Origin of the sequence: Corynebacterium sp. HMSC055A01 (genome assembly GCF_001809405.1) — a bacterium.
Taxonomy (GTDB): Bacteria; Actinomycetota; Actinomycetes; order Mycobacteriales; family Mycobacteriaceae; genus Corynebacterium; species Corynebacterium hesseae.
The window spans coordinates 103,500-117,024 of sequence record NZ_KV797595.1 but is presented as its reverse complement, the minus strand read 5'-3'; the positions used below and the strand labels follow the sequence as shown (position 1 = coordinate 117,024).

Annotated in this window: 12 protein-coding genes; 4 read left to right on the top strand and 8 right to left on the bottom strand. The window is 61.5% G+C overall.

Features of this window, described 5'->3' with window-relative positions; all coding sequences use genetic code 11:
• Positions 1 to 13: 13 nt before the first annotated feature.
• A complete protein-coding gene (gene rnc, locus HMPREF2604_RS11695) occupies positions 14 to 784 on the bottom strand; it encodes a ribonuclease III (protein WP_070519978.1) in 771 nt (256 codons plus the stop codon).
• Positions 781 to 1,320 (bottom strand): YceD family protein, encoded by a 540-nt coding sequence (locus tag HMPREF2604_RS11690; RefSeq protein WP_070519975.1) that lies wholly within the window; start codon positions 1,318 to 1,320, stop codon positions 781 to 783. Before HMPREF2604_RS11690 ends, rnc begins: the two co-directional genes overlap by 4 nt.
• A gap of 133 nt (positions 1,321 to 1,453) precedes the next feature.
• On the opposite strand from HMPREF2604_RS11690, the gene HMPREF2604_RS11685 reads away from it, so the two are divergent.
• Positions 1,454 to 2,092, top strand: coding sequence for a hypothetical protein (locus HMPREF2604_RS11685; protein ID WP_232755531.1), 639 nt, complete (start codon positions 1,454 to 1,456; stop codon positions 2,090 to 2,092).
• Between the two features lie 29 nt (positions 2,093 to 2,121).
• Here HMPREF2604_RS11685 and HMPREF2604_RS11680 read toward each other — a convergent pair whose 3' ends face one another.
• Positions 2,122 to 2,868, bottom strand: a complete 747-nt coding sequence (locus HMPREF2604_RS11680; protein WP_070565523.1) for a DivIVA domain-containing protein — start codon at positions 2,866 to 2,868, stop codon at positions 2,122 to 2,124.
• A gap of 114 nt (positions 2,869 to 2,982) precedes the next feature.
• Entirely contained in the window at positions 2,983 to 4,329 is a 1,347-nt protein-coding gene (gene gdhA / locus HMPREF2604_RS11675) for an NADP-specific glutamate dehydrogenase (protein ID WP_070565521.1), read from the bottom strand.
• Between the two features lie 172 nt (positions 4,330 to 4,501).
• On the opposite strand from gdhA, the gene HMPREF2604_RS11670 reads away from it, so the two are divergent.
• Positions 4,502 to 5,620: a glycerate kinase gene (locus HMPREF2604_RS11670; RefSeq protein ID WP_070565519.1), complete on the top strand. Its 1,119-nt coding sequence runs from the start codon at positions 4,502 to 4,504 to the stop codon at positions 5,618 to 5,620.
• Between the two features lie 31 nt (positions 5,621 to 5,651).
• Here HMPREF2604_RS11670 and HMPREF2604_RS11665 read toward each other — a convergent pair whose 3' ends face one another.
• Complete coding sequence (locus HMPREF2604_RS11665) at positions 5,652 to 6,050, bottom strand: hypothetical protein (protein WP_070565517.1); 399 nt, start codon at positions 6,048 to 6,050, stop codon at positions 5,652 to 5,654.
• A 36-nt stretch (positions 6,051 to 6,086) separates the two neighbouring features.
• Here HMPREF2604_RS11665 and HMPREF2604_RS11660 point away from each other — a divergent pair, with 36 nt between their 5' ends.
• Positions 6,087 to 7,295 carry an amidohydrolase gene (locus tag HMPREF2604_RS11660; RefSeq protein WP_070565515.1) on the top strand — a complete coding sequence of 403 codons (1,209 nt, stop codon included), beginning with the start codon at positions 6,087 to 6,089 and terminating at the stop codon, positions 7,293 to 7,295.
• A 141-nt stretch (positions 7,296 to 7,436) separates the two neighbouring features.
• Positions 7,437 to 9,827 (top strand): glycogen/starch/alpha-glucan phosphorylase, encoded by a 2,391-nt coding sequence (locus HMPREF2604_RS11655; protein WP_070565513.1) that lies wholly within the window; start codon positions 7,437 to 7,439, stop codon positions 9,825 to 9,827.
• 159 nt (positions 9,828 to 9,986) lie between these two features.
• Here the strand turns inward: HMPREF2604_RS11655 and pyk are convergent, their stop codons facing one another.
• From pyk to HMPREF2604_RS11640, 3 genes are all read right to left on the bottom strand, one after another.
• A complete protein-coding gene (pyk, locus tag HMPREF2604_RS11650; protein WP_070520168.1) occupies positions 9,987 to 11,408 on the bottom strand; it encodes a pyruvate kinase in 1,422 nt (473 codons plus the stop codon).
• A gap of 304 nt (positions 11,409 to 11,712) precedes the next feature.
• Positions 11,713 to 12,618 carry a prolipoprotein diacylglyceryl transferase gene (gene lgt / locus HMPREF2604_RS11645; protein ID WP_070562730.1) on the bottom strand — a complete coding sequence of 302 codons (906 nt, stop codon included), beginning with the start codon at positions 12,616 to 12,618 and terminating at the stop codon, positions 11,713 to 11,715.
• A 41-nt stretch (positions 12,619 to 12,659) separates the two neighbouring features.
• A complete protein-coding gene (locus HMPREF2604_RS11640) occupies positions 12,660 to 13,487 on the bottom strand; it encodes an indole-3-glycerol phosphate synthase TrpC (protein ID WP_070565511.1) in 828 nt (275 codons plus the stop codon).
• Between the last annotated feature and the right edge of the window lie 38 nt (positions 13,488 to 13,525).

The following is a 13,525-nucleotide window of genomic DNA, read 5'->3' as shown; positions in this document are numbered from 1 at the left end:
GAGTCCTCGTGGGTTAGTTCTCTTTGCCGGCGGTGCCCTGCACCAGTAACGGAGTCTCACGCAGCGCCTGGCAGGCTTCTTCCGCCGCCTGCTGCTCCGCAAGCTTCTTGTTGTGTCCCGTTCCCCTACCCACGGTCAAACCGGCCACCGTGGCAACGGCATTAAAGGTCTGATCGTGCTCGGGGCCAGTCGAGGTGGCCGAATACACCGGCATCGCTGCCTTCAGCTCGGCGCACAGCTCCTGCAAGGTCGTCTTCCAGTCCATGTGGCGGCCGGATACCACGGCGTTCTCAACCTTGGCGGCAAACAGCCGCAGCACCACCCCGCGGGCGACTTCGAAACCATGCTGGCGGTAGATGGCCCCCAAGATGGCCTCGGTGGTATCGGCCAAGATGGAGTCCTTGTCACGGCCGCCGGTAGATTGCTCACCCTTGCCCAACAGGACGTGTTGACCCACCCCGATTTCACGGGCTACGTCAGACAAGCCGTAGCGCGAAACAATGGAAGCGCGCATCTTAGAGATGTCGGATTCGGGGCGCGATGGGAACTTTTCGTAGAGCTTGGCCGCGATGGACAAGCCTAAGACCGCGTCCCCGAGGAACTCCAGACGCTCATTGTTGGGCAGGTGACCGTTCTCGTTGGCAAAGGAACGGTGCGTCAGCGCCAAGCACAGCAGCTCATCGTTGAGCTCCACGCCGAGTGCCTTGAGCAGCGGACCGTGGTCTACCTCCGCGAATGCTACGGCAAGTGCCTGCTCGCCGGTGAGTTTCTTCTTCTTGCTCATAGGAATTTCTCCAACCCAGACCACCGCGGATCGACGCGCTCTTCTTCCCCGGAGACCCCCGTGGTCACGCCTTCGGGAACATCTACTTCACAGCCATCCTCACACGTCGGCGCGAAAGGAAGCACCAAACCTGCCTCATCGATCACGGTCTGCAGGAGGTCAAGGACACCGTCCTCAATCTCGGGGATCTCATCGCCGGAACCGCGATCCTCTTCCTCTGTTTCATCTCCGCTGATGAAGGACTCATCCGCGGAGAAAACCTGGGATACGTGGAGATCTAGTGCTGGATGTAGCTCAGCTAAGCAGCGTGCGCATTCGCCGCTGAGGGTGCCGGTGATATCAGCGTCCACCAACACGCCGGAGCCCAACGGCGTCAAGGTGGCGTCCACCTTAACCTCAGCACCTTCCGGGATGCCGATCATTTCCACGCCGATGCGCTCGGGGGCGGGTCCGGTTTGCACGCGGTGCTCAGGCAGCGCTTCAGCTCCTTGGCTGCGGAGCAATTCCGTCACGTCGAACTTCAATGGTGATTTCATAACGCCCACCAGCTTACCCTGTGCTGACCCACGCGCCCTAGACTGGCAAGGGCCTGAATGTTGGGTCATAGCCGCTTAAGCGCTTGCCCACAAGGCTCGATTCTTTCGCCTGTGGCTTTTAGCCTAAAACTCCATGAGCTACACCGCGACCGACACGGCGTCTCTGGGCGCCACGGCACGTGAACTCGCGCTCAGCTTTCCCTTGCAGTGCCTTGTCCCCGCCGTGGTCCTGACCGTCGTAGGAGTGACCTGCCGCCACCTCATCACGCGAGTCCGCCCCAGCATTTTCGGCGATGCCGGCCTCTCCCTGCACCGCGCGGCCCTCGCCAGCGCCCTTGCGGGATTGGCCGTGGGCGCGGTGTCCTTTCTTCCCCTGCATTTTGGGCCTATCGTCATACTCTCATCGGCGCTGTTCTCGCTGTGTGCCGCGCTCATCGCGTGGAGCGCGCGCGAGTCCTTTTCTGCCGCCGGCATGGGGATTGGTGTGATGATGCTGACCGTCGGTGCGGTCGATGTGGTGCTGTTGCTTGTCGACGCCGCCTGGGGCCCCATCCCCGAGCCTCACACCACGGGCACGGACTTCGGCATTATGTGGGTGCTTTATGCACTGCCGGGCCTCGTCGCCGCGGGATTGGCCGCAGCCTTAAGCACCATGCCGGCCAAGGAAGCCGCCCGGATTCGCCGCGCGGAACAGGCGCGCGCTGCGGCGCAGGACTCTACCTCGCTTCACTCGACCTCGCTTCGGCTACGCCGAAGCGTCACCACTAGGTAGTTGCCCGCACCTTAATTCAACAATTCGGCTTAGTAATCACGGGGCGCACGCGGCGCACGGCGCACAGGCTCCCGGGTCTCGCGCACAGCGCTTCGTCCCTCACCATGTGATTCACCGCGGGAACGCACGCCGGCGCCCCGCCGCAGCGCGGAGCGATCGTTGTTGACGGTACGCAAGAGGTCGGACAAGGTGGTCTCGAACTCCCCGAGCTTGGCATCAACAAATTCATCGCACTCGGTGCGCAGGCGGTTGGACTCAGAGTGTGCGGTCTCCACAATGCGGTGCGCCTCATCGTCGGCGCGGCGCACAACCTCGGATTCGGAGACCAAGCGGTCCTGCTCGGCTTGGCCTGCCGCGACAGCGCGCTGGTATTCCTCATCCGCCTGGGCGCGGGTGCGCTCGGCGTCGGAACGCGCGTTGTCCACGAGGTTGGCGGCCTCATCTTCCGCCTGGGCCACCAAGGTGGTGGCGCGGTGTTGAGCGTCGGCAAGCATGGCATCTGAGTCCTCACGCGCACGGGCAACGGTGTCATCGGCCTCGGCGGTGGCCTCAGAAATAATCTGCTCCGCGCGCTCCTCAGCACCCTGGAGGATCTCGTCCTGCTTGTCTAGGACGTCCTGGGCGTCATCCATTTCAACGGGGAGGGCGTTACGGAGATCGTCGAGAAGCGCCAGCATTTCGTGGCGCGGAACCATGCAGTTGGAGGTCATGGGAACGGCATAGGCCTGTTCCAGATTGCGAACAAGTTCATCGAGGGACTCAAATACGCGGTACATGGCACCAGCCTATCCAAGCGCACACACACTGCGACGTATCCCACGCGGGAAGAAATGGCAAAACCTCCCCGGTAAGCGAGGAGGTTAAGCGCAGATACAGAGATAAGGAAACGGCTAGATTACGCCTTGGGCCAGCATGGCGTCGGCCACCTTCTTGAAGCCGGCAATGTTGGCGCCCGCCACGTAGTCACCTTCCAGGCCGTATTCCTTGGAGGTCTTGTCGATGTTGCGGAAGATATTGGACATGATCTCATGCAGGCGCTGGTCGGTGTACTCGAAGGACCAGGAGTCGCGGGATGCGTTCTGCTGCATCTCCAGCGCGGAGGTTGCCACACCGCCCGCATTCGCGGCCTTGCCCGGTGCAAAGGCGATTCCGCTCTCCCCGAAGTAGTGCGCGGCTTCCGGGGTACACGGCATGTTTGCACCCTCAGCAACGTAGCGGATGTGGTTCTTTACCAGGAGCTTGGCGTCATCGCCGTCGAGCTCGTTTTGGGTCGCACACGGCAGGGCAACGTCGGCGCTGACCCCCCATACGTTGCCGCCCTCGTGGTACTCCACGCCCGCGCCAGCCTCGCCGGCGTAGGTGGAAATGCGCTCGCGGCGTACTTCCTTGATGTCTTTGAGCAGCTCCAAGTCCACGCCGTTCGGGGTCGTGATGTAGCCGGAGGAATCGGACATCGCCACGACGGTTCCGCCGAGCTGCTGAACCTTCTCGGCGGCGTAGATAGCAACGTTGCCGGAGCCGGAAACAATGACCTTGGCGCCGTCAAAGGACTCGCCGTGGGTCTTCATCATCTCCGAAGTCAGATACACCAGGCCGTAACCGGTGGCCTCAGTGCGCACAAGGGAGCCACCCCAGGTCAGCCCCTTGCCCGTGAGGACCCCAGACTCGTGCTTGTTTTCTAAGCGGCGGTACTGGCCAAACAGGAAACCGATTTCGCGGCCGCCCACGCCGATATCGCCGGCCGGCACATCGCGGTACTCGCCGATGTGGTTGTGCAGCTCCGTCATGAAGGACTGGCAAAAGCGCATGACCTCGGCTTCGGACTTGCCCTTCGGGTCGAAATCGGAGCCGCCCTTGCCGCCGCCGATGGGAAGGCCGGTCAGCGAGTTCTTAAAAATCTGCTCGAAGCCAAGGAACTTGATGATGCCCAGGTTCACGCTCGGGTGGAAGCGCAGGCCGCCCTTGTACGGGCCGAGGGCCGAGTTGAATTGCACGCGGAAGCCACGGTTGACCTGAATCTGGCCGTTGTCATCGACCCACGGGACGCGGAAGATGAGCTGGCGCTCGGGTTCGCACAACCGCTCGACCAAGCCATAATCAGCGTAGTGAGGGTCCTTGTTGAGGACGATCTTGAGGGAATCCAGGACCTCAGCGAGCGCCTGGTGGAATTCCGGTTCACCAGCATTGCGCTTGAGAAGCTTGCTGTAATAGTCGGAGATTTGCTGGTCGATGGACATGGCAATCCTTTCATTCGGCACCGTGTTTAGCAGCTGGTGCGTCATTCATTGAACAACCGACAGCTTTCTATCAATCGACCTAAATTGCAAGACGAGCGTACGGGGAAATTTATTAAAGGCAGGTCAGAGGGCGAAAATTTTTTCGCGCTTCTGCTTCCATATACTCATGAACATGCGCATACTTGTTGCCCCCGACTCATTTAAAGGCACCGCCACTGCCGCCGAAGCCGCCGCCGCCATTGCTTTGGGCGCGCGCCGCGCCCTCGGCTCCTCCCCGCACGCCGCTACGGCACAGGTAACCACTCTCCCTATGGCCGATGGTGGCGAGGGCACTGCGGAGGTACTCGCCAGCGCCGCCGTTCACCGCAACGGCACGGCGGGCCAGACCATTACGCTGCCCACCACCGATGCCATCGGGCGGCTCACCGAGGCCAGCTACCAGCTCGTGGGTGACACGGCCTTCATCGACGTCGCGGCGGCCACCGGCCTGCCCGCTGTCTCCGACGCCCTCGATCCGCTCCACGCAGACTCCTATGGCACGGGAGTGCTGCTTGCTGACGCCGAATCGCGCGGCGCCAAGCACATCGTCTTGGGGCTTGGCGGCAGCGCCAGCATCGACGGCGGGCTCGGCATCCTCGCCGCGCTCGGCGCCGCCGCCCACGATTCCCGCGGCTACGCCCTGCCCAAAGGCGGCGCCCCGCTGGTCAACCTCGATCACATCGACACCGCACAGCTCAACATGAAGGCGGCCATGTTGGACTACACCTTGGTCACCGACACGCGCGCCGTTCCCATCCAGGCCGCGACGATGTACGGCCCCCAAAAGGGCGCCGAGGGCGAACAGGTGGCACTGCTCGCCGGCGCGATGCTGAAGCTATGCGAGGTCACGGATACCGACCCGCAAGCGGAGTTCTTGGGTGCCGCCGGCGGCATCCCCATCGCCTTAAGCTGGCTCTCACGCACGCTGTGGGGCACGGCAGAGCACTGCCGCATCGTTCCCGGCGGGCGCTATGTGGCCGAGGCGCTCGACCTACCCGCGCGCATCGCCGAGGCGGATCTCGTCCTCACTGGCGAGGGGCGCTTCGACGAGCAATCGCTCACCGGAAAAGTCGTGGGCACGCTGGCGGAGATGACCGGGCCGCCGACGCTGGGCATCATCGCTGGCTCCGCTACGGCACCGGCGCCGCAAGGCGCACTCCTAGAGGAGCTCGGCGGGGAGGGACGCGGGGACGTCGCCCAGCGCTTGAGCGCCGCAGCCGAACGCCTCGTCCGCAGCTTTCTACAGAGCTAGCTCTCTTCGGGGCTAAACCTTCTCTGCAGGACTAAGGGGTTACTTGCACCGCCCACGGGAAGATGGCCGGGCGCTCGTGGGCGAGCTCATCCTCCAGCAACACGTGATCCTTCGGCAAGACCGAATGCGGAGTTAACAGGCGCGCGAGGACCATGGTCAGCTGGTTAACAGACCCCTTGACGCCATCGACGTCGATGGCGTAGCGGTAAACATTTGCGTCTTCGAGGTCACGCTCTTCGTGCTCCTCCCGGTAGGTTTGGCGCAGCTGCTCTTCCAACCCCTCCGGGAGTGCGGGCTCGTGCACACGAGTAACCTCAGCAGAGGCCAGCGAGTTGCTGTCCACCAGCTTGTGGGTGGCAGTACTAAAGATTTCGGCCACACGCTCGGCTTGGGCATCCGGCACCAGAACATCAAAGTGAATCAATGGCATGTAGGTAACCCTACCCAAACTTGGAGGACAGTAACTATGGCAGATCCCACACTTTCTCGTCTGACCGAGCTCTTAGTGAACGATTCCGTCGATCTCAGCTGGCAACGGGCCTTCTATGAGGATCTGCATGCCCATCCTGAGCTCTCCCATGAAGAGGAACGCACCGCCGGGCGGATTCTGGAACAACTAGAAAACTACGATTGTGAACTCGTCACCGGCATCGGCGGACACGGTATCGTCGCTATCTTCCGCAATGGGGATGGCCCCACCGCGCTGATGCGGGCCGATTTCGATGCCCTCCCTGTAGCCGAGGAAACCGGCGTCCCCTTCGCCTCCACCAACGGCGCGATGCATGCCTGCGGGCACGATGTGCACGCCACCGCGTTGCTCGGCGCGTGCGCGATTCTCGACACCCACCACAACGCCTGGCGCGGCACCTTCCTAGCACTGTTCCAGCCCGCCGAAGAATCGTCCATGGGAGCTAAGTTCATGATCGCCGACGGGCTCACCGAGCGCGTTCCCGCACCGGATGTGTGCTTCGGCCAGCACGTCATGCCGGGCCCCGCTGGGCAAATCCAATCCACCGCCGGCCCCATCCTGGCCGGCTGCGACTCCCTTCGCATTCGCATCACGGGGCGCTCGGCGCACGCCTCCATGCCGCACGAGGCCATCGACCCCTCCTATGTGGCCGCCATGGTGGTCACGCGTCTGCAGGCCATCGTCGGCCGCGAAGTTCCTCCCCATGACTTCTTCGTCATCTCGGTGGGCGAGCTACATTCGGGTGATAAGAACAACATCATTCCAGGCGGCGCCGAGCTAGTGCTCAACACGCGTTATTACAAACCGGAATTGGCCGAGCGCGTCTACGCCTCCCTCGAGCGCATGGTGCGCGCCGAATGCGAGGCGTCCGGGTGCCCGGTAGCACCGACCTTCGAATACTTCGCTCACGGCGAGGTCACCGATAACGACGCTGCCACCCACCAGGCTGTTCGCGCCTCCTTCGATGAGGTCTTCGGCGAGCTCTCCGTCACCGCCGCGCCCTCCACCGTCTCCGAGGACTTTTGCTATCTCCCGCAGGCCTGGGGCGTGCCTTATTACTTCTGGTTCATCGGCTCCACACCGGAAAACCTCCTCGACAACCCGCCCGTTAACCACCAGGCTACCTTCCTACCGGACTATGAGCCCACGATGCGCTCGGCCACTCGCGCCGGGGCCGCCGCCGTTCTGTCTTTCCTTGGACGCTAAGCCTCTGTGCCCAACGCCACTCGGCATCACGGTCTGCGTGAAACGTTGGTCAGTGTCCTGGTCTGCAGGCGCATACAGAACTGGTTAAGCTTGGGAGTTGGTATTTTTCCGCATTTATATGCCTCAAGTGAAGGGATTCTCATGAGCCAACCCCAGCACTCCGATTTCCAATCCGCAGTTCCTGGACACGTTCGCGCCGCAGCCGGCGTCTCCCCCTCTCGTGCGACCGACCGCAAGTTTTGGTCCGGTCTGTCCTCCTCGGTGATGGAGCAGATTGCAGACAATTGGGAGGCCACCCGCAGCGCCTACGCCGCCACTCGTCAGCAGCACTACTTCTCCGCTGAGTTCCTGCAGGGTCGTGCCCTGCTCAACAACCTCACCAACGTCGGGCTCGTCGATGAGGCCCGCGCCGCTACTAAGGCTGCGGGCCACGAGTTGGCTGATGTCCTCGAAGCCGAGCACGATGCCGCACTCGGCAACGGCGGCTTGGGCCGCCTCGCCGCCTGCTTCCTCGACTCCGCCGTCACCCAGGACTACCCGGTGACCGGCTATGGCCTCTTGTACCGTTACGGCTTGTTCCGCCAGTCCTTCGACAACGGTTTCCAGCGCGAGGAGCCGGATGCATGGATGGAAAACGGCTACGACTTCATCATTCGCCGCGCTTCCGAGCAGCGCTTGGTCCACTTCGACGACATGGACGTGCGCGCCATCCCCTATGACATGCCGATTACCGGCTATGGCACCGATAACGTGGGCACCCTGCGCCTGTGGAAGTCCGAACCCATCGATGAATTCGATTACGATGCTTTCAACTCGCAGCGCTTCACCGAGGCCATCGTCGAGCGCGAGCGTGTCATGGATATCTGCCGCGTGCTCTACCCCAACGACACCACCTACGAGGGCAAGGTACTGCGCGTTCGCCAGCAGTACTTCTTCGTCTCGGCCTCGCTGCAGCAGATGATCGATAACTACATCGAGCACCACGGTGAGGACCTCACCGGCTTCGCTGAGTACAACTGCATCCAGCTCAATGACACCCACCCGGTGCTGGCCATCCCGGAATTGCTCCGCCTGCTTCTCGACGAACACGGGATGGGCTGGGATGACGCATGGAAGGTCGTCACCGAGACCTTCGCCTACACCAACCACACTGTGCTGGCTGAGGCCCTAGAGAGCTGGGAAGTGTCCATTTTCCAGAAGCTGTTCTGGCGCATCTGGGAACTGGTGGAAGAGATCGACCGCCGCTTCCGCGAGGACATGGCCCAACGCGGCTTGGATCAGGGCCGCATCGACTACATGGCCCCGGTATCCGACGGCCACGTGCACATGGCGTGGATCGCCTGCTATGCCGCGTACTCCATCAACGGCGTCGCTGCCCTGCACACCGAAATCATCAAGGCTGACACGCTCTCCGAGTGGCACGAGCTGTGGCCGGAGAAGTTCAACAACAAGACCAACGGTGTGACCCCGCGTCGCTGGCTGCGCATGTGCAACCCGCGCCTGTCCGACCTGCTCACAGAACAAGCTGGCTCCGATGCCTGGGTCACCGATCTGACTGAGCTGGCGAAGCTGGCTCCTTTGGCAGAGGATGAGAAGGTACTGCGCCAACTCATCAATATCAAGCGCGCCAACAAGCAGGATTTCGCCGCCTGGATTGACGCGCACCAGGGCGCAACCGTGGACCCGGATTCCATCTTCGACGTCCAGATTAAGCGCCTGCACGAGTACAAGCGCCAGCTGATGAACGCACTCTACATCCTGGACCTGTACTTCCGCATCAAGGTCGACGGCGAGACCGTCCCGAAGCGCACCTTCATCTTCGGCGCGAAGGCCGCCCCGGGCTATGTCCGCGCCAAGGCCATCATCAAGCTCATCAACGCCATCGGTGACGTGGTCAACAACGACCCAGCCACCAAGGACGTGCTCAACGTGGTCTTCGTTGAGAACTACAACGTCTCCCCCGCCGAGCACATCATCCCGGCCGCTGACGTCTCCGAGCAGATTTCCGTCGCTGGCAAGGAAGCCTCCGGCACCTCCAACATGAAGTTCATGATGAACGGTGCCCTGACCTTGGGCACCATGGACGGCGCCAACGTGGAGATCGTCGAGGCAGTGGGCGAAGAAAACGCCTACATCTTCGGTGCCCGCAACGAGGAGATCCCGCAGCTGCGCGCCGAGTACAACCCGGGTGAGCTCTACAACACGGTTCCGGGCTTGGCACGCGTCCTCGACGCCTTCACCGATGGCACGCTGGGCTCTGAAAATGCGGGCATGTTTGGAGATCTTCGCTCCTCGTTGCTCGATGGATTTGGCGAGCACGCCCAGGACACCTACTACGTTCTTGGGGACTTTGCCGACTACCGCGAGACCCGCGACCGCATGGCAGCCGACTATGACGCTGATGAGCTGGCATGGGCCAAGAAGGCATGGCTTAATATCTGCTACTCCGGCCGCTTCTCCTCCGACCGCACAATCGCCGACTACGCCAACGAGGTGTGGAAGCTGGCCCCGACTCCCATCGCCAACGTCTAGGTAGACGGGGTTAATAGGCGCGCTAGTGCCTATTAACCCTTAGATGGGTAGTCCTTCAAGGCTCCTTCAAGGCAAAAGCGCCGCCCCACTCAATTACCCCCTTCCGCCATTGCGGGAAAGAGGCCGAGTGAGGCGGCGTTGCCTTACTGCGCGAGAGCCCTACTTATCGCGCAGCGTCTGACCCAGCTCGTGGACCTGAATCATGTTGGTGTTACCGGAGATTCCAGGAGGCGTACCGGCGATGACGACGATCATGTCGCCTTCCTTGTACTTATCCATCCCCAGCAGCGCCTCATCGATGGCTTCCATCATGTTATCGGTGGACTCCACCGATTCACTCAGGAAGGTCTCGGCGCCCCAGGTCAAGGCCAGCTGCGAGCGCACGGCCGGGTGCGGGGTAAAGGCAAGCAGCGGCAGCGGCGAGTGCAAACGAGCCACGCGCTTTGCGGTATCACCGGAGGTGGTGAACGCTACGATTGCCTTCGCGTTAAGGCGCTCAGCGATATCGCGTGCGGAGTAGGACACGACACCGCGCTTGGTGCGCGGAACGTGCGTCAGCGGAGGAACGCGGCCACCCTGCTCGGCATTCGCGACGATCTTGGACATGGTGCGCACGACATTCTGCGGGTCGATGCCCACGGACGTCTCGCCGGAGAGCATGACTGCATCGGCACCGTCGAGCACCGCGTTGGCAACGTCGGACGCCTCCGCACGGGTCGGCCGCAGATTGGAAATCATGGAATCGAGCATCTGCGTTGCCACGATTACCGGCTTGGCGTTCTCACGCGCAATCTGGATGGCTCGCTTTTGGAACAGCGGAACCTGCTCCAGCGGCACCTCGACGCCGAGGTCACCGCGGGCAATCATGATGGCATCGAATGCCAGCACGATGGATTCGAGGGCATCGACAGCTTCCGGCTTCTCCAGCTTGGCGATGACCGGAACGCGGCGGCCTTCCTCATCCATAATCTCGTGGACCTTGTCCACGTCGGCCGGGGAACGCACGAAGGACAGAGCAATCAGGTCGACACCAAGCTTCAAGGCGAAGCGGAGATCTGCGATGTCCTTTTCCGACAGGGCCGGGACGGAAATGTCCATGCCCGGCAGGGACACGCCCTTGTTGTTCGAGACCGGACCGCCTTCGGTGACCTCACAGACGACGTCGTTGCCGTCGACTTCCTTGCACACGACGGCGACCTTGCCATCGTCGATAAGCAGGCGGTCACCCGGCTTCGCGTCCTTCGCCAGGTTCTTGTACGTGGTGGACACGCGGTCGTGCGTGCCTTCCACGTCCTCAACAGTGATGCGGACGATCTCGCCGTCCTTCCACATCTCTTCACCGTTGATGAAGCGACCCAGACGGATCTTCGGACCCTGCAAGTCCGCCAACACACCGACGGCGTGGCCGGTCTCATCGGTGGCCTCGCGGACCCAGCGATAGTTCGCTTCATGATCCGCGTGCTCGCCGTGAGACATGTTCAGACGTGCCACGTCCATGCCCGCTTCAACGAGGCCAAGGATTCCTTCCTTGCTTGCTACCGCAGGACCCAACGTACAAACGATTTTGGTTCTTCTATCCAACATGGAATGCCTTACTCACATCGGGAGCTTCTAACGGTTCCCAAACTACCCCGGTTTACTGGTCTCGGCCACCACGAATGGCGCTCGTAGCACATTTTCAGCCCTCGTCCCGAGTGCTCTCCAAGGCTGAGCAAAACCCCAAATATTCGGCAACAAACGGGAATAACCGGGCACATCTGGGCATTTCGTACTCATCATTCGGAACCTCAGACTTCCGAATAAGAGCTCAAAAACACCGTGTGTGATCCCGGCTACTTTTTCTGTTTTCAGCGCCTAAAACAGGCAGACGCTACGAAAGCTGTACCTAATTAAAGCCTGCGGAGCCACCATTCTTCTCAACTTCCGCGGCACGAGCGGGATCCACTTCCTCCGGTGACTCCTGCCCACGTGGCAACCGGAAGTACACGATGAGCGCAACAACGAAGCAGACCACCGAAACGATGACGTTGACACGCAACCCGAAGATGTGCGTGGCCTCATCAGCGCGCATGTTTTCTACAACGAAGCGCCCCGCCGTGTATCCGGCAACGTACAGCGCGAACACTCGGCCATGGCCGAGTTTGAACGCCTTGTGCGCCCACAGCAGGAACACACACACCGCCACATTCCACAGCAGTTCATAGAGGAAGGTCGGATGCACTGAGGTCACTACTTCCCCGGTCGAGCGTCCGCTGATTGGTGCGTACGCGCCGCTGTCATTTACTCGGTAGTAGATGTCCAAGGCCCACGGAACCGTGGTTTCACGGCCGTAGAGCTCCTGATTGAACCAATTACCCAAGCGCCCGATAGCTTGGGCCAAGACAAGTCCGGGCGCGACGGCGTCCGCAAATGGCCCCAATGGGATGCCTTTAACCTTGAACATGATCCACACCGCTATTGTGCCTAGCGCCACTGCGCCCCAAATGCCGAGGCCGCCGTTGGTAATCTTCAGCGCATCAACTGGATTGCACGTGGAACAGAAGTACTTTTCGTTATCCGTAATCACGTGGTAGAGGCGCCCACCAATAATTCCGGCCGGTATCACCACCAAGGCCGCATCCCACACCACATCCGGGTTTCCACCGCGGGCGGTATAGCGGCGCAGCGTCATCCACATCGCAACGAGGATGCCGACGATGATGCACATGGCATAAGCGCGAATTGGGACCGGACCTAGATGCCACACGCCTTGCGGCGGAGAGGGAATGTTGGCGAGATTGTAAATTTGCACGGGAAACAGTGTGCCTGAAAATGACGCCCGCTACAACGCGTCTAGGTCCTGCGCGAAGGGCACGCCGGATGCTGGCCGGTAGCCACCAAAGAACGCGCCAAGGCCATGGGGTCTTGGGCGGCCATGATGGACTCACCAACCAAAATTGCATCAGCGCCCTGAGAAGCATAAGACAACACGTTTCGCGGGCTATTGACCCCACCCACCGCGATGCGCGTCATGCTCTCAGGAAGACCCGGCGAAATAGTAGAAAAGGCCTCCCGATTAATAGCATCGGAGGCCAAAGACCACGCGTTGATCGCCACGACAGTTCCCCCTGCCTTAATGACGCGATCCACCTCAGCGCACGTACGAACTTCCAGGATGGCGGTCATGCCGAGGGATTCCACGCGGTCGAGGAGAGACTCGAGGCGAGCCTGGTCGAGCAGCTCCACTTGCAGGGGAATCGCATCCGCCCCATAGCACCGCGCCTCATGGATCTGATAGGGGTCGACGATGGTGTCGCGGCATAGCATCGGTATGTCAACGGCGGACCGGGCCGCCCGCATGTCTTCGAGGGAACCGTGGAAGCGGCGGCGATCCGTTTGGCACGCCATCACATGCACTCCGGCTTCCTCCAGGCTATACGCCAACGCTGCCACGGACTGCGGGCTCTCCAAGTGCGCAATTTCACCGCCATAAGGTACGGCGCGCTTGATTTCGGTAATGATAGAGCATCCCGGACGCAGCAAAGCCTGTGCAGCATCGCGCGGGGCATCCATGTCTCGGGAACGCGCCTTTACTTCCTTGAAGGGAACGCGGGCCTCCCGCGCGGCAACATCAGCTAGTACGCCGGCCACGAGGTGATCGACGGCAATCGGGGTAGGCATGGAGCACCTCCCTTCCCCGAAGGAAACTCAATGAAAGA

What these genes read in the sequence shown, in the direction of transcription:
- HMPREF2604_RS11640 (WP_070565511.1), bottom strand. Translation starts at nt 13,487, where the DNA reads ATGCCTACCCCGATTGCCGTCGATCACCTCGTGGCCGGCGTACTAGCT.
- HMPREF2604_RS11680 (WP_070565523.1), bottom strand. Translation starts at nt 2,868, where the DNA reads ATGTACCGCGTATTTGAGTCCCTCGATGAACTTGTTCGCAATCTGGAA.
- HMPREF2604_RS11690 (WP_070519975.1), bottom strand. Translation starts at nt 1,320, where the DNA reads ATGAAATCACCATTGAAGTTCGACGTGACGGAATTGCTCCGCAGCCAA.
- HMPREF2604_RS11660 (WP_070565515.1), top strand. Translation starts at nt 6,087, where the DNA reads ATGGCAGATCCCACACTTTCTCGTCTGACCGAGCTCTTAGTGAACGAT.
- HMPREF2604_RS11670 (WP_070565519.1), top strand. Translation starts at nt 4,502, where the DNA reads ATGCGCATACTTGTTGCCCCCGACTCATTTAAAGGCACCGCCACTGCC.
- HMPREF2604_RS11655 (WP_070565513.1), top strand. Translation starts at nt 7,437, where the DNA reads ATGAGCCAACCCCAGCACTCCGATTTCCAATCCGCAGTTCCTGGACAC.
- HMPREF2604_RS11665 (WP_070565517.1), bottom strand. Translation starts at nt 6,050, where the DNA reads ATGCCATTGATTCACTTTGATGTTCTGGTGCCGGATGCCCAAGCCGAG.
- rnc (WP_070519978.1), bottom strand. Translation starts at nt 784, where the DNA reads ATGAGCAAGAAGAAGAAACTCACCGGCGAGCAGGCACTTGCCGTAGCA.
- HMPREF2604_RS11685 (WP_232755531.1), top strand. Translation starts at nt 1,454, where the DNA reads ATGAGCTACACCGCGACCGACACGGCGTCTCTGGGCGCCACGGCACGT.
- gdhA (WP_070565521.1), bottom strand. Translation starts at nt 4,329, where the DNA reads ATGTCCATCGACCAGCAAATCTCCGACTATTACAGCAAGCTTCTCAAG.